This is a genomic window from Helicobacter salomonis (assembly GCF_900197775.1).
GTDB lineage: Bacteria > Campylobacterota > Campylobacteria > Campylobacterales > Helicobacteraceae > Helicobacter > Helicobacter salomonis.
Genome location: NZ_FZMA01000015.1, coordinates 1 through 18,519, shown reverse-complemented (window position 1 = coordinate 18,519; position 18,519 = coordinate 1). Strand labels below are relative to the sequence as shown.

19 protein-coding genes and 2 tRNA genes are annotated in these 18,519 nt (G+C 46.3%); 11 read left to right on the top strand and 10 right to left on the bottom strand.

The window, feature by feature from the left end:
• Positions 1–3 precede the first annotated feature (3 nt).
• The 3 genes from C6H04_RS03090 to C6H04_RS03080 are packed head-to-tail and all read left to right on the top strand — an operon-like array spanning position 4 to position 2,145.
• Complete coding sequence (locus tag C6H04_RS03090) at positions 4–885, top strand: polysaccharide deacetylase family protein (RefSeq protein WP_104732299.1); 882 nt, start codon at positions 4–6, stop codon at positions 883–885.
• On the top strand, positions 885–1,178 hold the full coding sequence (locus C6H04_RS03085) for a hypothetical protein (RefSeq protein ID WP_104732298.1): 294 nt from the start codon (positions 885–887) through the stop codon (positions 1,176–1,178). Before C6H04_RS03090 ends, C6H04_RS03085 begins: the two co-directional genes overlap by 1 nt.
• Positions 1,171–2,145, top strand: a complete 975-nt coding sequence (locus C6H04_RS03080) for a CobW family GTP-binding protein (protein ID WP_104732297.1) — start codon at positions 1,171–1,173, stop codon at positions 2,143–2,145. The genes C6H04_RS03085 and C6H04_RS03080 overlap by 8 nt, the downstream gene beginning before the upstream one ends.
• Positions 2,146–2,152: 7 nt before the next feature.
• Here C6H04_RS03080 and C6H04_RS03075 read toward each other — a convergent pair whose 3' ends face one another.
• The 6 genes from C6H04_RS03075 to C6H04_RS03050 all read right to left on the bottom strand — a co-directional run bounded on the left by C6H04_RS03075 (position 2,153) and on the right by C6H04_RS03050 (position 4,301).
• Positions 2,153–2,470 carry a hypothetical protein gene (locus tag C6H04_RS03075; RefSeq protein ID WP_104732296.1) on the bottom strand — a complete coding sequence of 106 codons (318 nt, stop codon included), beginning with the start codon at positions 2,468–2,470 and terminating at the stop codon, positions 2,153–2,155.
• 83 nt (positions 2,471–2,553) lie between these two features.
• Positions 2,554–2,922 carry a hypothetical protein gene (locus tag C6H04_RS03070; RefSeq protein ID WP_104732295.1) on the bottom strand — a complete coding sequence of 123 codons (369 nt, stop codon included), beginning with the start codon at positions 2,920–2,922 and terminating at the stop codon, positions 2,554–2,556.
• Positions 2,912–3,217 (bottom strand): phage replication initiator YdaU family protein, encoded by a 306-nt coding sequence (locus C6H04_RS03065; RefSeq protein ID WP_104732294.1) that lies wholly within the window; start codon positions 3,215–3,217, stop codon positions 2,912–2,914. The genes C6H04_RS03070 and C6H04_RS03065 overlap by 11 nt, the downstream gene beginning before the upstream one ends.
• Before the next feature lie 76 nt (positions 3,218–3,293).
• Positions 3,294–3,506, bottom strand: a complete 213-nt coding sequence (locus C6H04_RS03060; RefSeq protein ID WP_104695149.1) for a hypothetical protein — start codon at positions 3,504–3,506, stop codon at positions 3,294–3,296.
• A 615-nt stretch (positions 3,507–4,121) separates the two neighbouring features.
• Positions 4,122–4,197, bottom strand: a tRNA-Ala gene (locus C6H04_RS03055).
• 27 nt (positions 4,198–4,224) lie between these two features.
• Positions 4,225–4,301, bottom strand: a tRNA-Ile gene (locus C6H04_RS03050).
• A gap of 94 nt (positions 4,302–4,395) precedes the next feature.
• On the opposite strand from C6H04_RS03050, the gene selA reads away from it, so the two are divergent.
• Positions 4,396–5,694, top strand: a complete 1,299-nt coding sequence (gene selA / locus C6H04_RS03045; protein WP_104732293.1) for an L-seryl-tRNA(Sec) selenium transferase — start codon at positions 4,396–4,398, stop codon at positions 5,692–5,694.
• A 59-nt stretch (positions 5,695–5,753) separates the two neighbouring features.
• Here the strand turns inward: selA and C6H04_RS03040 are convergent, their stop codons facing one another.
• Both C6H04_RS03040 and C6H04_RS08105 read right to left on the bottom strand, forming a co-directional pair.
• The gene (locus C6H04_RS03040) at positions 5,754–6,203 is read right to left on the bottom strand and encodes a hypothetical protein (RefSeq protein WP_104732292.1); all 450 of its coding nucleotides are present in this window, start codon (positions 6,201–6,203) and stop codon (positions 5,754–5,756) included.
• A gap of 399 nt (positions 6,204–6,602) precedes the next feature.
• Positions 6,603–6,773 carry a hypothetical protein gene (locus C6H04_RS08105; RefSeq protein WP_233710983.1) on the bottom strand — a complete coding sequence of 57 codons (171 nt, stop codon included), beginning with the start codon at positions 6,771–6,773 and terminating at the stop codon, positions 6,603–6,605.
• Positions 6,774–7,128: 355 nt separating this feature from the next.
• Here C6H04_RS08105 and C6H04_RS03025 point away from each other — a divergent pair, with 355 nt between their 5' ends.
• From C6H04_RS03025 to C6H04_RS03010, 4 genes are all read left to right on the top strand, one after another.
• Positions 7,129–8,148: a type II asparaginase gene (locus tag C6H04_RS03025; protein ID WP_104732290.1), complete on the top strand. Its 1,020-nt coding sequence runs from the start codon at positions 7,129–7,131 to the stop codon at positions 8,146–8,148.
• A 57-nt stretch (positions 8,149–8,205) separates the two neighbouring features.
• A complete protein-coding gene (locus tag C6H04_RS03020) occupies positions 8,206–9,342 on the top strand; it encodes a cytochrome-c peroxidase (protein ID WP_104696143.1) in 1,137 nt (378 codons plus the stop codon).
• A 60-nt stretch (positions 9,343–9,402) separates the two neighbouring features.
• Complete coding sequence (rpmB, locus tag C6H04_RS03015; protein WP_104696142.1) at positions 9,403–9,588, top strand: 50S ribosomal protein L28; 186 nt, start codon at positions 9,403–9,405, stop codon at positions 9,586–9,588.
• A 246-nt stretch (positions 9,589–9,834) separates the two neighbouring features.
• The gene (locus C6H04_RS03010; protein ID WP_233709690.1) at positions 9,835–10,968 is read left to right on the top strand and encodes a potassium channel family protein; all 1,134 of its coding nucleotides are present in this window, start codon (positions 9,835–9,837) and stop codon (positions 10,966–10,968) included.
• Between the two features lie 24 nt (positions 10,969–10,992).
• On the opposite strand, the gene htpG is transcribed toward C6H04_RS03010, so the two are convergent.
• The gene (gene htpG / locus C6H04_RS03005) at positions 10,993–12,855 is read right to left on the bottom strand and encodes a molecular chaperone HtpG (RefSeq protein WP_104696151.1); all 1,863 of its coding nucleotides are present in this window, start codon (positions 12,853–12,855) and stop codon (positions 10,993–10,995) included.
• A gap of 97 nt (positions 12,856–12,952) precedes the next feature.
• Here htpG and purN point away from each other — a divergent pair, with 97 nt between their 5' ends.
• Both purN and C6H04_RS02995 read left to right on the top strand, forming a co-directional pair.
• Positions 12,953–13,576 (top strand): phosphoribosylglycinamide formyltransferase, encoded by a 624-nt coding sequence (gene purN, locus C6H04_RS03000; RefSeq protein WP_104732289.1) that lies wholly within the window; start codon positions 12,953–12,955, stop codon positions 13,574–13,576.
• On the top strand, positions 13,573–14,748 hold the full coding sequence (locus C6H04_RS02995; RefSeq protein ID WP_104732288.1) for a cation:proton antiporter: 1,176 nt from the start codon (positions 13,573–13,575) through the stop codon (positions 14,746–14,748). Before purN ends, C6H04_RS02995 begins: the two co-directional genes overlap by 4 nt.
• Before the next feature lie 40 nt (positions 14,749–14,788).
• On the opposite strand, the gene C6H04_RS02990 is transcribed toward C6H04_RS02995, so the two are convergent.
• Positions 14,789–15,547, bottom strand: coding sequence for an outer membrane protein (locus C6H04_RS02990; RefSeq protein ID WP_104696138.1), 759 nt, complete (start codon positions 15,545–15,547; stop codon positions 14,789–14,791).
• 152 nt (positions 15,548–15,699) lie between these two features.
• On the opposite strand from C6H04_RS02990, the gene uvrA reads away from it, so the two are divergent.
• A complete protein-coding gene (uvrA, locus tag C6H04_RS02985) occupies positions 15,700–18,492 on the top strand; it encodes an excinuclease ABC subunit UvrA (RefSeq protein ID WP_104732287.1) in 2,793 nt (930 codons plus the stop codon).
• Positions 18,493–18,519 lie beyond the last annotated feature (27 nt).

The window sequence follows — 18,519 nt, the reverse complement described above, 5'->3', positions numbered from 1 at the left end:
GACATGGCAAAAGAAATTTTAGTGGCTTATGGTGTGGACATCGATGCGGTAGCAGGTTGGATTGGGAGTTACGGGGGGGAGGATTCCCCAGATGACATTTCAAGGGGAATTTTTGCCGGTGAGGTGGGTGTGCCACGCCTCTTGAACCTCTTTGAAAAATATAAGATCCCCGCCACTTGGTTTATTCCCGGGCATTCTATAGAAACCTTTCCCGATCAGGTGAAACTGATCGTTCAAGCCGGGCATGAAGTGGGCTTGCATGGTTACTCCCATGAAAATCCCATTGCCATGACCCCTAAACAAGAAGAAGATGTTTTGGTCAAAACTATCGGCTTGATCAAAGACCTTACGGGCAAGAATCCCACTGGTTATGTTGCACCTTGGTGGGAATTTTCTAGTGTTACTAACGAACTGCTCTTAAAATATGGAGTGAAATACGATCACTCTTTGATGCACCGAGATTTCACCCCCTACTATGTGCGGGTGGGGGATTCGTGGACTACCATCGATTATAGCCTAGAAGCTAAGGAGTGGATGAAACCCTTAGTGCGGGGAGTGGAAACAGATTTGGTAGAAATACCAGGTAATTGGTATTTGGATGACCTACCCCCCATGATGTTTATCAAAAAAGCCCCCAATAGCTTTGGATTTATCCCCCCACGCCACATCGAAGAACTTTGGCTTGAGCAATTTGATTGGGTTTACCACGAAATGGATTACGCCGTTTTTTGCATGACCATTCACCCAGATGTGAGCGGGCGACCGCAGGTCTTGCGCATGCATGAACGCATTATCCAATATATCAACCGCCATAAGGGCGTGCGTTGGGTGGACTTTAACACCATTGCCGATGATTTTATCCGTCGCTGTCCTAGAAAAAAATAATGTGTGTTCTGTGTGCGGATCTCAACACGGCTCTGCACTGGAGTGATGCGCATGTGTTGCCAGCCCAACGCATGCGACTCCGCATGCAAAGAGTGAAGATAGCCAATAAAATCCTCAAATTCTACGGGTTAAAATTACGCACATGGGGGACGCAATTCATCTTAGAGGATCAAAAGGGACGCAGGGAATTGGTGAAGGACTTGGGTGGGCTTTGTTACAAGGCGCAAAATTTAAGCTCCAAACCCCTAGATATTTTAGACCCCGCCTTGTTAGATTTTTTGAGCCGTGGCTAAAATCCCCATTAGCATTCTAACCGGCTTTTTAGGGAGTGGCAAAACCACTCTATTAGCCCAAATTTTAGAGGCCCATCGCTCCCAAAACTTAGCTGTAGTGGTGAATGAGTGGGGGGAGGTGGGTTTAGACGCGCAGGTGTTAAAACATTTATGTTTTGTGCCCGAGCGCATACGGCTATTGCAGGGGGGTTGTGTGTGCTGCCATTACCGCCAAGACTTGATCGATTCGCTTAGGGTCATTGCCCAAGAAGCCCCCGATCATGTGATCTTAGAAACCAGCGGCATTGCTAACCCAGCCCCCATTCTCTTCAGCCTTATACATGATGTCTTTTTGAGCCAACATTTTAAGGTGCAAAGTGTCATCACCTGCCTAGATGCTCTCTTAGGCGCACAGCACCTAGAGCAACACACAGAAGCGCAAAATCAGATCGCCACTTCCAGCGTGGTGGTGATCACCAAAACGGATTTGCAAGATAATTTTAACGCCCTGAGCTCCCTAGTGGTTAGCATCAACCCTACTGCACTCATCTACGATAAAGCCAAACTAGACCCTCTAGTCTTGCTCCAAGAAAATCCGCCAGTCTCCTCTATACCCACCCCAACACCCCACCCACACTTCCAAACCCTATGTTTAGAATTAGAAGCATGCCTAGATTGGAGTGCTTTTACCCTGTGGTTAAGCTTTCTGCTCTACAGATATGGAGATCGCATTTTGCGCACCAAGGGAATTATCCAAACACATGAAGCGTGTGTGGCTCTCAACGGAGTGCAACACATCATCTATCCTCCGACCCATCTAAATCACATCCACGGGCAAAAACCCCAATTGGTGTTTATCCTCAAAGACCTAAACCCCCAAGACATTCACAACTCCCTGCAAACTTTCTTAAAGGCTTTGGGAATAGAGTTTAGAGCTCGCGTCTGTCTTTCTGTAGGCCCGGATTCTCAAACTCCAGCAATCACATAGATTCCCATCAGCTCGATCTGTTGAGCTTGGTACGCAAAAAAGATAGGGCGTAGCCCAAAATTGCAACGCATGAAAGCTCCACCAAAAGCGAGCTAGGATGGCCTAGTTTAGCCGACAGAAAATGCAGGGGTAAAGCTCCAAAAAGGCATAGGAGAAAAATCTCTTTGCTAATCGCTTGAGGTCGTGATTGCAGTCTTTGGCAATAGTCATGCTCTGCATACACTAGCATGGCTGCTAGTTTGTGCACTTCTAGCTTATTTTGCCCATTGAGCCCTGCAGCCAAGTTCAATACATCTTCGTATTTTTTGGAATACACCACATCCATTGTTCTTCCTTCTTATTCTTTGTATTTTTTGTTAAAATCCTATTGGCCCGACCCTGTCCTAAGTTTTCATCTTCTCTCCTTTGCTAAGATTTGCCAAAAAGATTTCTTTCTGTGCGCGTAGGTAGAGATTTTCTAGGGCGAAAATATCTAGGGCTTCTAGGACGCAACGCTCTAGCAGCGCGTTCTGGCTGATTCCCTCTGCTTTGGCCGCGCGCTTGAAGGCGTGGCTGATATGGGGATGCACGCAGAACTTTTTTCTTAGCCTTGTAGGCGCGTTTGGACTTGTCCCAATAGTCTTTTGCACTGCTCTCTCCTCTCTTGAGCAAGTAGAAGCGCATGATGCGCTCCACCACCACTCCACGGCTCTGCCCTTCTAACTGCGCAATGGTATCCAGTAAGCCCAGTACAGCTTTAGTCAAAAAGAAACTCCCCGTGTGTTCTTTAGGCTTCATTGTGCGCCTTTATGTAGTGATCAATCATCATCACTAGGCTCTCCTCCATATTGGCGTAGCTAAAGCCATTGTAGGCCTTGATGATGCGATCTAAGATGCCCTTAGCCTTGGTTTGGGTGTACTCTTTGGGTGCGTAAATATCGCGGTAATTGTTGCGCATAGAGTGGTAGATGCAGGCTGCAATGTCATGTCCCTGGTTTTTGAGCTCTAGGCAGTGGTTGAGCAAGACTCTCTTGGTGCTATGGGTGATCTTGGTGTGTTCTTGCCGATAAGCTAGAAAATCTTCAAAGGCCACTCTTTCACTCTGCTCTAAACAATCCAGGTTTAGAGTGCTCTGCTGGGTGAAGAGACGCTTGAGGGTCTGCAGGCCTTTAGACCAAAGAGAGGGGCTTGAGGCCTAGATTATGTCTTTGGAGGTATTCTTCTACAACAACGCCTAAAGAAGGGCTATTGGCGTATTTGATTTGGGCTTGGGCTTTGGCGCGATTTTCTGGTGTGTCGGGCATTTTCAAGCTGAAGCGTTTGCGTTTGCCCTGCTCGTACACTTCAGCATAAAGCATTCCATTGCGGGGGTAGTATCTCATTGTTGCTCCTTTGTTTGTTTTGGAGTTCTGTGATTAGTGGATGTGTGTTGAATGAGAGCTTTATGACTTCATAAAAAGTCACCCCCCCTTGGGGATTTGAGCGCGCCCTTTAGCAGAGTTTTTTCAAGCGCGCTTGTAGGTTAAGACTTAGCTTGAGAATACTCTTGGCTCAGTTGAGTGCAAAGAAGAAGGATTGCAATAGGCTAGAAAAGCCTAGTTGTGGGGGGTTATGGGTGAATTGGTTTTTTGGGGGGATTGATTGAGCGTATCAAATTCTACCACATCGGGTTTTACTAATCTCGTCTACCTATGTGAAGATAGATTTTTTCTTACGCGTTTCTTTGAAGGAAGGAGTTTTACGCATGGATAAAATTCCATAGGACTATCGTGCCCGTAAAACTCTAAAATTTGCTAGAATAGGCCGTCAAATCGTTGTTCATTTAAGGAGAGTGGAAAAATTGAGCGCGCTGAAAACTTTGAGGACTCCCAAATAGTTAATGCTTGATTGTTTGTTGTTTCTTGGCATATATGTTACTTTTTAACACAATTGTTGGCAGCATTGCAAGAAGCTTACAGCTAATCTCTGAAAATCAGCTCAAGAGGCAAAGTCTTAACTGGTGGAGGATAGCGGGCTCGAACCGCTGGCCTCCTGCGTGCAAAGCAGGCGCTCTCCCAGCTGAGCTAATCCCCCGCAAAGAAGAAAGTTTAAATTGAAACATGGTGGGCTTAAGAGGACTTGAACCTCTGACCTCACCCTTATCAGGGGTGCGCTCTAACCACCTGAGCTATAAGCCCTAAAAAACAAAGGCCGATTGTAATCATTATTCCCTTAAATAATGCTAAAGCGAAACAGCTAGATCAGATTTCAAACTTATGCTACAATGCACTTATGCAATCTTTACCCGCTATGCACACTCTACTAGATGCCCCTTGTTTTGCAGGCTGTGATAAATCCGTTTTAAAGGCTCTAGCAAATGAATTACTGGAGGAATGTCGGCAAAATCAGCACGCTTATGAAAATTTAGCCCAGTGGTGCAATCAACTCCAAGCACGCTATGAAGCCCTGCTAGCTCCCCCTTTTAAAAAAGTCTACAATGCTACTGGGGTGTTGCTCTCTACTAATTTGGGGCGTGCACCTTTAGAGAGCGGCGCGCTTAGGGAATTGGAAATTGTAAATGGCTATGTGGATTTGGAGGTGGATTTGCAATCCACAAAGCGTTTTGAGCGCGCTTTTCAGGCACAAAACCTTTTAAAGGCAATTTTCAACGCCCCCGATGCGCTTATCCTCAATAACAACGCGAGCGCGTTGGTCTTAGTGGCTAGCGCGTTTGCTCCTAAGTCTAAGCGCAAACAGACCCTGCTCTCTTATGGGCAATTGGTGGAAATTGGGGGAGGTTTTAGAGCTCATGAGCTCTTAGATAGTGTTACTCATCTTAAGCTTGTGGGTAGCACGAATAAAACCTATTTGCGTGATTATAAGGATGCCTGCAACGATGCTAGCGAACTGATTGTTAGCGTGCATTGGAGTAACTTTTCTATGGAAGGATTTGTGGCAAGTGTGCCCTCTAAATCTCTCTTTAGTCTAGCTCAAGAAAAAGACTTGATCTTTTATGAGGATTTGGGGAGTATGCAAAGTGTGGAGGATACCAAAAAAGCTCTGAAAAGAACGCATCTCTTAAGCTTTAGTGCAGATAAATTATTAGGAAGTGCACAAGCGGGGATCGTTCTAGGAAATAAAACACATATAGAAGCGTTGCGCACCCACCCGCTTTATCGCGCTTTTAGAGTGGATAAGATCACACTCTTCTTGCTCACCAAAACCTTGCAAGGCTGTTTGCAAGGTCAGAAAACCCCTATAGAAATCTTTTTAGCCCAAGATAAAGACGCTTTGCTCAATAAAGCCCTTAAACTTCACCGCGCTTTAAGCGATCTAAAGGCCTTAAAAGCCTTTGTGATCCCCACTCAAGCCCGTGTGGGAGGAGGCGTGCAGGGGGGATTGTTAGAGAGTTTTGGGGTGCAAATACAAGCTGGCATGGATGTTAAAGCCCTTTATCACATTCTTTATAAAAGAGGTGTGGCTGGAGTGATGCGCGCTAACTGTGTGGTGCTGGATATGTACGCACTCTTTGAAAAAGACATCTCCACCATTGCTCAACACATACGAGAAGTTTTAGAAGCTTCCGCCTAATTTCTTCTAAGGGCTATTAGAGCAAAGCCTTCCGCCCAACTCCATACGCACTTGGAATTTTAGCTGTGCTGGATTGTTACATTTGCTCCTTTTTTGAGCTTTTCAGGGTCTGTAGCCTCATCTAGCACCTTTTTCACACTGGCAAAGCTGTCCTCAAAGTCAATGCTGGCTTTAATGGGCTTGCCCAGCGTAGCAGTGGCTGCACCAACAGTAGCCAGCACGCCCCCAATGCTCTCCTTAATGCGGTTCATGCTCTCATTGAAGCGTTGGGTGATCACTGCGGTGTTGACTTGGCGTAGTTCAGCATTGATAGCGCGCACCTGTGTGCTAGCCACTTCTCCTAAACGCAAAGAGGAGTTTAGACTACTGCGCAAAGAGCGCATGGAGGCTTGCACGCCCTCCACCACTCCGCTAGAAGTTTCTAAAGAGAGAGCACGGCGTGCGGCACTCATGCTCTCTCTAAAAGCGTCTAATTGGGGTCTAATGCGGATACTGAGTTCGGTTTGCATGGCAATTTCCTAAAGGGGGAGGTGTGTTATAATGCAGATGGATGCCATGGCGGGTCGCCTTTTTGGTCACAATTTGGCGTATCAATGTTTGAGGGTCGGGGAGTGCAGTGGGTGGCCTCCCGGAAAGGAGACCCGCTATGAAGCTCTTTATAGCCTTCGTGGTGTTAGTGGTACTGACCATGCCACTATACTAACCAAGTGGGACGCGTCTTTAGGGGCGCGTCCCCACCACGGGGCTATTGTATCCAATGGGCTTAAACCTAAACTTAAGCCCGCACTACCTAATCCCATGTGCCTTCTCTAAAATCTCTTTAGCCAACTGCGTATAAGCCAAAAATTCGCTCACTTGCATGTGCATCACTTCTGTGTACCCAAAGTGCAGGGCATAGCCTAGTAAGGCTACGCCCCTCTTAAGTTTTTTTCATCTACCCCTCTGAATTTGGCAATGGTCTTAGCCAGTTTCTCAAACTCTTCTAGGGGCAGGGCATTGATGAAGCGCTCATCAATCTCGCCCATAGAGCAGTCAAACAAAAGGCTTTTGATCTGAGACACATCATCGCCTGCATTCATGGCCTTTTGCAGCTGAAAAAGAGTAGGTTCACTAATCCCTACACTCTGGCCATCTCTAAAGGTGATACTCTCTTTGTGGAGTAGGGAGGTTAGTGCTACACCGCTTACTGATGGCACAATTGGCTAAATTCAACTAACAAGCCAAAGAGCGCAATAAATCTCTACTCAATGACTATGTCTATTGCTACACCCCTAGCCGTAAGGTGAACAAGGTAGAGAAAATCAAAGCCATACGCCTTATCAAGCGCGAAAAGTCTAGTCTCCACGGAGCTTTACTGATAGCGAATCATTAGAGCTTAATTAGTCTTTATAGACTAGAATACTCCTAGGCTCTCTATATAAGTCTTTGATCTTAATGTTATTTGGGGTGTGTTTGATGTGTGCCAAGCCTAGTATTTGCATTTTAGCCACAGGAGGCACGATCGCAGGGAGTTCTGCGAGCGCGCTGAGCAGTGCTTATCAATCTGGTTCGTTGAGCGTGGATAGCTTACTGAAAATGATCCCGCAGGCTAAAGAATTAGCCCATCTCAAGGCCGAGCAGGTGAGCAATGTTGGTTCACAAGAAATGAATGATGTTATCTGGTTGAAGTTAGCCAAGCGCGTGCAGGCCTTGCTCTCTGAAAGGGAAGTGGATGGGGTGGTGATCACGCATGGTACGGACACGATGGAGGAGAGTGCCTACTTTTTAAATTTGGTCATCAAGAGTCATAAGCCTATTGTAATGGTAGGTGCAATGCGCAACGCGGACTCGTTGAGTGCAGATGGCCCGCTCAATCTTTATAACGCCATTGCGCTAGCTAGCAACCAAGAAGCCAAGGGTAAGGGAGTGTTGGTCGTGATGGACGATACCATCCATGCGGCTAGAGAGGTGAGCAAGACTCATAGTACAGGGGTGAGCACTTTTAAATCGCTTAATAGCGGTCCCATAGGGCACGTGCTCTATGGGCATGCGCGTCTTTACATGCAACCCTTGCGCAAACATACCCTAGAAAGTGCCTTTGACATCACTGCAATCCGTTCTTCTCTGCCCCGTGTGGATGTTATCTATTCTCATGCCAACGATCATGCAGACTTCGTGCAAAGCGCACTCCAGCACGGAGCTGGAGGAATTGTGAGCGCTGGGATGGGCAATGGCAATCTCTATCCAGCGGTGCTAGATGCGCTGGCTGACGCGGCTAAAAAAGGCGTGGTTGTGGTGCGTTCTAGCCGAGCGGGAAGCGGTTTTATTACGCGTCCAGGAGAAATTGACGATGTACAATACGGCTTTTTAACCAGTGATAATCTCAATCCTCAAAAGGCTAGGATACTTCTCATGCTCGCCTTAAGCCAAACTCATGATCATGAAAAAATCCAGCACTATTTCGATACACATTGACTAGACTGGGATTTTGCCGTATAATTTCCATGCCTAAACTGTTATAAGGGGTTTTCTATGCCAGTTGTAATTAAAAATTTATTAAAAACATCCTTGGTCTCTCTTGGACTATGCACAGCTCTTTATGCCAATAAGGCCAGCCAGACGATCAATGCGCAAGAACTGATCAAAAAGGCGCTAGACTCCAATTTAATGCCCATGCCAACGGGCAAAGTTTTAGACAAGTATCTTAAAGACAAGGTGCGTAATTTGGGTGTCTCCTATAAGGGACCCTTGCTTACCAAAGATCAAGTAGAACTAGGGAAGATGCTCTATTTAGACCCCAGAATATCGACCTCCTATCTCATTTCTTGTAACACATGCCACAATTTAGGCATGGCTGGAGTGGACATGGTTTCGCGTGCGGTGGGTGAGGGTTGGAAACCCAACCCACACTTTTTAAACTCTCCCACGGTATATAATTCTGTCTTTAACGCCGTGCAATTTTGGGATGGACGGGCGGCTCACTTAGATGAGCAGGCAAAGGGACCCATTACCAATCCCGTGGAGATGAATGCTGATCCTAAGGTCGTAGAAGCCAAGATCAATTCTATGCCTGGCTATGTCAAAGCTTTTAAACGCGCCTATGGTAATAATGTCAAAATCGATCTCAACTTGATTGCAGATACCATTGCCATGTTTGAGGCCACTCTCAATACGCCTAATCGTTTTGATGACTTCTTGCGGGGCAATGTCAAAGCCTTGAGTCTCAAAGAACAGGAAGGTCTGGCCCTCTTTTTGGAAAAGGGGTGTACAGGTTGCCACAATGGAATCAATTTAGGGGGGACAATGCAACCCTTCCAAGTGGCCGCCCCCTATGAATTTGCCAATGTCGGGGATTTCAAGGGGAATAAGGATGGGCTCATCAAAGTGCCTACCTTGCGTAATATTTTAGAAACAATGCCTTATTTCCATAATGGGCAGTATTGGGATATTAAAGATGCGATCAAAGCGATGGGTGCGGTGCAATTAGGAATCCATATCAGCGATGCAGAGGCCCAAAAAATCGCCATCTTCTTTGGCGCTCTTACTGGCAAGAAACCTACTATTACCTACCCCAACTTGCCCACTATCACCGATAAAACCCCCAAACCTCAGGGAATCATGGAAAAAGATATAGGGCATGTCGCCCCTGCTAAACCTGCAACGCATTAATTTAAGCACAAAGAGCACGCATTAGGCTATAATGTGAGCTTTTATTTGAAAGGAGAATCGATGGCTCGTCGGTGTGATTTTACTTTAAAAGGCCCCATGGTAGGCAACCATGTTAGCCATGCCAATAACAAAAATAAAAGGCGCTTATTGCCTAATTTGCGCACTATCCGTATCACACTGGAAGATGGCACTAGACAAAAGGTCCGCGTCGCAGCTTCCACACTGAGAACCATGCGCAAAGGCTAGCCTTTAATATTCTTCATAGCTTCGAGCTTCCTTTACTGATGTCGCACTCCCGGTTTTTTAGATGATGGGTGGTGTACGAGAGCCCCTGTGGGCACGCGCAACACTAGCACAGCAAAACTGAGGGGTGAACAAAGATGAAGCAAGGATACACAGAATATCGATTTATAAAGCGCTCCAGTAGTGTGATACAAACAGACGCCCACTAGCCCAAAAGTTTAGGGATTTGGAGCGTGAATGGTGAGGATGATGTTTAATTTTAAGGCACTCTTCAAGAAAAAACCCCCCAAAGAGAGTGCTGATCGCCAAATCAACGCAGAAATTTATTCCCACTTTAAGCTTTTTGCTCTGCCTTTAGTGCTCATCCAACTCTTTATTCTCTTGGGCACGCTGGGCTATTTAGGCTTGGAGAACTACTCCCTCATGCAAGCCTTTTTTCAGACCTCTTACACCTTTACAGCCACGGGTTTTGGGGCTTTGGACGAGAGCAAGTTTGGGACTTGGAGTATTTTTCTAAGCGTCTTGATCATGTTTTGTGGGGAGGCGTTGATGACCTTCACAGTCGCCGTGCTCATAGGGGTGATCAACAAGGGAGTGTTAGCTAAACTGATTCGGGAGAAAAAGATGATTTACAAAATCGCACGCCTCAAAAACCACTATGTTATTTGCTATCATAATGAGTACACCATCGAACTTGCCAAACAATTCCGCAATGCGCAAATCCCCTTCGTGGTCGTAGATGACAATCCAGAATTTGAAGAACAAGCTCTTAAACACAAATATCCCTATTTTATCTCAGGTGACCCACACACCAATTTGAGCATGCTAAAAACCAATCTGAGTAGTGCTAAAGGTGTGGTTACCTTTTCTAAAATTTTATCCGTGAACATTGCTCTAATTGCCAATGTGCGGCTGCTGGAAAAAGAATTAGGGCGCAAGCCTTACTACATTATCGCTAGCGCAGATAATGACGAAGGTTTAGAAAAACTCAAAAAATTGGGCGCAGATAGTGTGGTGTCCCCCACCAAATTGATGGCTCAACGGGTGAGCGCAATGGCTATTCGCCCGGATATGGAAAATATTTTAGAGAATTTCATTTACAAAAAAGACACGCTCTTAGACTTAGAAGAGGTGATTGTGCCCAAGGAAAGCTGGCTGGTGCAACGCAAACTCAAAGAGGCACATTTTAGAGAAATTGCTAAAGTTTTTGTGATTGGCATTATTCAAAAGGATGGACGCTATATTCCCATGCCTGAGGGGGATACCATCGTAGCCAGTGAGGCTAAATTACTTGTGATTGGAACTTCTGAGGGGGTGACCAAGTCTAAAAGCATGGTATTGCAACACCAACGCCCAAGAGAGGTAGATTATGTCGCGCTGTGAGTTACATACAGCGCGACATAAGACTTAAAAGGCGCGCAAAATGGTGTTGTGGAGGCGTTGATTAAAATCCTTGGCATTTTTGAGTGCGCCATTCTCTAGTAAGTGTGCGCTCTCAAATAGCAAATGCGCCACATCAGAGAGCATGGTCTTATCCTCCACACTTTTGAGTTTTTGCATAATGGCATGATTAATGTTGAGTTCCAGGGTTTTGGGCTGTTTGGGCATTTCCTGGCCCATTTGACGCATCAAATTAGCCATCATGGCATTTTGCGTATCACCCACCAAGGCCACCACAGATTGAAGGTCTTTAGATAAAGCGACATCTTTGATCTCATCTTTAAGAGCTTCTTTAAAGGCTTCTACCACCGCGCTAAACTCTTGTTTTTCTGTATCGCTCACTTCCTCAAGCCCCAACTCTTTAAGCGTTTCTAGCGCACTCGCGTCTTTCAAGGGAGTCTTATCGTATTCCTGCACGCCCGGGATCACAAACGCATCGATTTCATCGCTCATCAAGAGCACTTCAAATCCCTTTTGAGCGTATTTTTCCAGCAGAGGTGCGGCTTTGAGAAGGTCTAAATTCTCCCCCATCATGTAGTAAATGCTCTTTTGTTCTGTGGGCATGTTAGCCTTGTAATCTTTAAGGGAGAGAAAATCCGCCCCCTTAGAACTTGTGAAGCGCAAGAGCTCCAAGAGTTTATCCCTATTTTCAAAATCTGAATGCAAGCCCTCCTTGAGCGCGCGCCCAAATTGTGTATAAAACTTCTTGTAAGTGTCTGCATCTTGGCTCAAGGTAGCGATCTCAGCTAAAATTTTCTTAGTAGACGCGCTTTTGATCGTAGCCAGGATTTTGGTTTGCTGCAAAATCTCACGACTGACATTCAGAGGCAAGTCTTCGCTATCGATGATGCCGCGCACAAAGCGCAGATATTGGGGTAGCAATTCTTTGTCATTATCGGTGATAAAGACCCGCTTGACATAGAGTTTGACCCCAGATTGGTAATCCACACGGAAGAGATCAAAGGGAGCGGTGCTGGGGATATAAAATAAAGTGCTGTATTCTAGCGTGCCCTCCACTTTAGTATGCACCCATTTTAAAGGTGCGCTATTGTCATGAGCAAAACTCTTGTAAAACTCTTGGTAATCCTCGTCCTTGAGATCCGCCTTATTCATGCGCCAAATGGCGGTTGCGCTATTGATTTGAGTGCATTTTTCTTCTTGGATTTCCTTCTTACTCTCGCCCTCTCCCTCGCTCTTGCTCTCTGTATAAGTTAAGAAAATGGGGAAGGGAATGTGCTCGGAATACTTTTTCACAATATGCTCAATTTCCCAGCGGTTAGCAAACTTTGCCTCTTCTTCCTTGAGATAAAGCGTGATAGTTGTGCCAAACTTCTCTTTCACACAAGGGCTGATTTCATACTCCCCCTTCCCATCGCTCATCCACGCATAAGCCTGATCGCTCAAGGGCTTTTTACTCTGCACCACTACCTTGTGAGCCACCATGAAGCTGGCGTAAAAACCCACCCCAAATTGTCCAATAAGCGCGCTATCTTTTTTCTTATCTCCGCTCAAATGCGCCAAAAAGTTTTTCGTGCCTGATTGGGCGATCGTGCCTAGATTAGCGATGAGTTCTGACTCATCCATACCAATGCCATTGTCAGAGATGGTAATGGTCTTCTGGGTCGAATCAAAGCTTAGGTGAATCTGGGGCACAAAGTCCAAATTTTTATACGCTTCATCGCTGAGCACCAAGTAATTCAGTTTATCTAATGCATCAGAGGCGTTGGAAATGAGTTCGCGCAAAAAAATCTCTTTATTAGAATATAAAGAGTGGATCATCAAATCTAAAAGTTGCGTGATCTCGGTCTGAAAGGTATGTTTTTGTCCCATTAAAAACTCCGAAATAAAATAGTGTAGCGCGCGATTATAGCATAAAAGCCGCCCAAAAAACATGTTAGAATGCGCCATATCTGGCTAAAGGATAGCGATGTTTGAGAGCTTGCTAGAGAGTTTACCCTCCTCACTATTGCGCTTAGGGATTTTATTTAGCGGTCAGGGCTCTAACATGCAAGCCCTTATTGAGAGTTTGCACCAACATACTTTTTTGGGCACAAAACCCATTGTGATCGAGGTAGCCCTCTGTCTAACTAATAAGCCACAGGCTCCGGGCATCGCGCGCGCGCAAAAATTGGGTGTGCCTTGCCAAGTAGTTGAGCCACGTGCGCATGCGCAAACATTGGATTTTGAGCGCGCTCTCATCGAGCATCTGCACAGGGCGCGCTGCCATATTGTCTTGTTAGCTGGCTACATGCGCTTGGTAAGCCCCCTATTTTTAGAGCATTTCCCCACCTTGAATATTCACCCCTCCATGCTTCCCCACTTCAAGGGTAAGGACGCTCTGCGTGCCAGTTTTGAGGCTAAAGAAGGCATGGGCGTGAGCGTGCACATTGTAACACCACAGCTAGATAGTGGCCCCATTATTGCCCAACAAGCCCTAGTTCCAGAGCCTCAGGAGAGTTTTGAGAGTTTTGAGCAACGTATCCATGCCTTAGAGCACCAACTCTACCCCAAAGCTCTCTTGCAGGTCTTAGGACTTAAGAGTTTGACTTGAACGACTTTCTCATTCTAGCCATCGTAACCCCTTTGGTGGTCTTAGCGCCCTATGTGAGTAAGGTCATTAAAATGCCCGTAGCGGTGTTAGAAATCCTCTTTGGTATGCTAGGAGCGTATGCGGGTTTATTTGCCCCCAGCCATGGGTTTGACTTGATGGCAGAGGTGGGGTTTTTGTTTTTAATGTTTTTATGTGGCATGGAAGTAGACCTGTACATGTTCAAACAACTTGACAAATCTTTACTCAAAAGAATTCTGGGCTACTTTGGTGTGCTCTATGTTCTCTCCTCCACAATCACTCTAAGTGCCAAGCTCCCCGCCCTCTATATCATCATTCTACCCATTGTGAGCTTGGGGATGATCATGACCTTGGTGCGCGAATATGGCAAAGAAGTGCCGTGGCTAGATTTGGTGCTCAAAGTAGGAGTGCTGGGCGAGCTCACGAGTATTGTTTTGTTGGTGATTGTGGATGGCATTTACCTGCACGGCCTAAGTTCCCAGTTGAGTAGAACTCTAGGTATCTTATTGGCTTTCATGGTTGCACTCGTGGGCTTGGTGCAACTTTTTAAAATTCTGTTTTGGTGGTTTCCACGCTTAAAACTCTTCATCATGCCCCCGGATAACGAGTCTAATCAGGATATTCGTTTTACCATCATGCTCTTTTTTGGACTTGTCGTGATTGTGGGGTGGCTCAAGTTGGAGTTAGTGCTGGGCGCGTTCTTAGCAGGCACGATCGTGTCCACCTTTTTCCCTCATAAACACGAATTATTTGACAAACTCAACGATGTGGGCTTTGGTTTCTTTGTCCCCCTATTCTTCGTGCATGTGGGTTCAACCCTAGATTTAAAACTCATCATCGCTAACCCCGGGCTCATCTCTCATGCCTGCGCGATTGTATGCGCTATGTTTGCCTTGCATGTCAGCGCAAGTTTTACCTTATTTGGCAGACATTTCCGAAACCTGTGGCACACAGGTTTATTCGCCTTGAGTGCGTCCATGCCCCTAACTTTTCTCATCACGGCCGCGAGTGTGGGGTTAAGAGTTGGGGCTATTGATCAAAATACCTATTATTCCCTTGTAATTGCAGCGATCTTTGAAGGAGTGCTCTTCACAAGCACCATCAAATTCCTCATGCGTGCCAAGTCATTGCAAAAGAACCCCCACTCCTCTTAGGCTATAGGGAGCGTTTTGGAGGGATTGAATTTTTTGAAATTTAAAAGGTGTAGAGGTAGGCAACATAGACCGAGTAGTCGCGCTTTAAATTGTAGCGCCACCACTGGTTATGCAAGAATTGATTGACCAAGAGTGGAACCTTAACCCCTAATTCCACCCCATTGTGCTTGAAAAGGTTGGTCCGTAGTCCAAAATCTAGCCACACCTGAAAGTTAACCGGAGATGTTTTGGGAGTGTAATTGAGGTTAGCACGCTTGATTAGCTGTTGTTTCCAAAAATCAGTGGTTGAGCTAGTCCAGCTATTGCCCCCAATGGCCACGCCCCCAAAAAGTCCCACGCTCGCATTAGCTCTATCAATAAAATTCCCTAGCGCGTCGATTCCCACCCCCCAAGCCGTCATGTTGAGGCGCACCTCTGGGCTAGAGCCTACATCACTGCGCTGTGGTCCTAGATTGGCATGCCCGAAGTTAAAAAAGCCATAATAGCGCAAGCCTGCCCACTTAGTTTTGGCATTAGGGGGTTTGAAGAAAAGCTTCTGACCTACTTGGATTCCAAAACCATTGAGTGCGCCATTGCCATATTTGGCGTGCCAGCTAACATTCGTACCCTGAAAATTATTGTAGTGAGGACCTGTGCCGGGGGGGTAGAGAGTCCCATCCTTCCATTCGCTATAGACATTGGTATACATCCTCGCCTGCCCGATTTGATAACTCGCCCCCAGGTATACACCATTTTCTTCGGCCACAAGCCCACTTACCGATCCTAAAACTAGAGAAATACCCAAGCAAAGCCGTTTCATGACCACCCTTTGATGATAAAAAAAATTCAATTTAGCGCAATAATAGCATGTTTAAACTCAGAAAACAAGAATTTTATCTTTTTTTATCCTTAAACTACCGCCTACACAAATCTAGTATAATACCCCGCTAAATTTCACCATAAGAGCACACTTTGCCAAATAATATTACGATTTATGGGGCTAGGGAACATAACCTAAAAAACATCACTCTGACTTTGCCTAAGAACCGCTTCATTGTGTTTACGGGTTTGAGTGGCTCGGGCAAGTCTTCCTTAGCTTTTGATACTCTGTATGCTGAAGGGCAACGCCGTTACCTAGAATCCCTCTCCAGTTACGCGCGCCAGTTTTTAGACCGCGTGGGCAAGCCTGCCGTAGATAAGATCGAAGGCTTGACTCCCTCCATTGCCATCGATCAAAAGACCACTAGCAAAAATCCGCGCTCCACGGTGGGCACCATCACCGAGATTTACGATTACTTGCGCCTGCTATATGCGCGTGTTGGCACGCAACACTGCCATTTATGCGGTGCGTCCATTGCCTCGATGAGTGCGAGCGACATCGTTACTCAAGTGATGCATAGCTTTCAAGGGTGCACGATCTTAATTCTAGCCCCCCTAGTGCGCGACAAAAAGGGGAGCTTTAAAGAAAAATTGCAAGCTCTGCGTTTAAAGGGTTTTGTGCGTGCTCAAATTGATGGGGTGTTAGTGCGCCTAGATGAACAGATCGAGCTGGCTAAAACCAAAAAACACACCTTAAAACTCGTACTTGACCGCATGGTGGTGGAGGTGGACAACCATGCGCGCATGGCAAGTGGGATCGAGCGCGCATTAGCGGAGAGTTATGGCGAAGTGGAAATTGTCGATGTCAACACGCAGAAAAGCGCGCATTATAGCGAGCATTTGGCATGTTTTGCTTGCAAGGTGAGTTTTGAGCCTTTAGAACCCTTGAGCTTTTCTTTCAACTCCCCTAAGGGGGCGTGTGAGGCGTGCGCAGGATTGGGGAGTAAGTTGAGCTTGGACATCCATAAGATTTTAGAACCCCATGCCCCCTTGAATCATATCAAGGTGATTTACCCTGATAGTTATTACCGCGCGTTTTTGGAGGGCTTTTGTCAGACCAATGAAATTGACATGAATTTGAGTTTTAACGCACTCAATCCTGCCCAACAAAAAGCCCTACTATATGGCAATGCTAAAGAAGTGTGCTTTGCTTGGAAACAAGAGCAATTACAACGCCCTTGGAGAGGGGTGGTGCAAATGGCTTATGAGGCGATCAAAGATTCGCACGATTTGCAGCATTACATGCAAGAAAAGCCCTGCGCTACATGCCAAGGGCATCGCCTTAAAGGTGCGTCTTTGGGGGTTAGAGTAGCAAATTTAGGAATTGCTCAGATTTTAGACATGCCCATTGACGCTGTGCATACCTTTTTTAACAATCCCGATCACTTCGCCCATTTAAGCCCCCAACATGCCCACATCGCCGCACCTATTCTCAAAGAAATCACCCAAAGACTTTCTTTTTTGGTGTCTGTGGGGTTAGGATATTTGACTTTGGGGCGCGATGCACGCAGTATTAGCGGCGGAGAGAGTCAGCGAATCCGCATTGCTAGTCAGATTGGGAGCGGGCTTACCGGAGTGCTCTATGTCTTGGACGAACCTAGTATTGGCCTGCACGAGCGCGACACACTCAAATTGATCGAGACCCTGCAACATCTACAACAAAAGGGTAACACCCTCATCGTGGTCGAACACGACAGAGAAACTATCAAGCAAGCCGATTTCATCGTGGACATCGGACCTAGGGCTGGCAAATACGGGGGAGAGGTGATCTTTAGTGGCAGCGTGCCAGAACTCTTAAAAAGTGCACACTCCACTGCGCTGTATTTAAGTGGGCGTAAAAACATCCAACGCCCTAGTTACTTGCACCACCCCCCCACCCAGTTTTTAGAACTCCAGCAAGTGAGTATCCACAATATCCATAACTTGAGCGTGCAAATCCCTTTAGGGCGTTTTGTGTGCATTAGTGGGGTGAGTGGGAGTGGAAAAAGCTCGCTCATTTTGCAAACCTTATTACCTATGGCACAGAGCACACTCAACCACGCTAGGTCGTCTAGCCCAGCCCAGGGCATAATTCAGGGTTTAGAACATTTAGACAAGGTGATCTATCTGGATCAAGCCCCCATTGGCAAGACCCCGCGATCCAATCCGGCTACTTATACGGGAGTGATGGACGAAATCCGCGTGCTCTTTGCCCAAAGCAAGGAGGCGCAAGTTTTGGGTTATAGCGCGAGTCGCTTTAGCTTTAATGTGAAAGGGGGGCGTTGTGAAAAATGCCATGGGGAGGGGGATATTAAGATTGAAATGCACTTTTTGCCCGATGTGATGGTGCAATGCGATGCTTGTAAGGGGAGTAAATACAATGCTCAAACTCTAGCTATTAAGATCAAGGGCAAATCGATCGCCGATGTGTTGAATATGAGCGTCGAAGAAGCCCTAGAGTTTTTTGCCAAAATTCCTAAAATCGCTTCTAAACTGCAAACTTTAATCGCGGTGGGTTTGGGCTATATCACTTTAGGGCAGAATGCCACCACTTTAAGCGGGGGAGAGGCCCAGCGCATCAAGCTGGCTAAAGAATTGAGTCGTAAAGACACGGGCAAAACGCTGTATATCTTAGATGAGCCCACCACGGGGCTACATTTTGAAGATGTACAATTATTGCTCAATGTTTTGCACTCACTCGTAGAATTGGGTAACTCGATGCTCGTGATTGAGCACAATTTAGACATCATCAAAAACGCCGACTATATCATTGACATGGGGCCAGAGGGCGGGGGCGGGGGCGGGCAGGTAATCGCACAAGGCGCGCCCCTAGAAGTGGCTAAAACACATGCCCAAACGGGCAGTTATACGGGCAAATTCCTAGCTAGAGAGCTGGGATTGATCTAATTATTCCTCATCGTCGTTCTTAGGGGG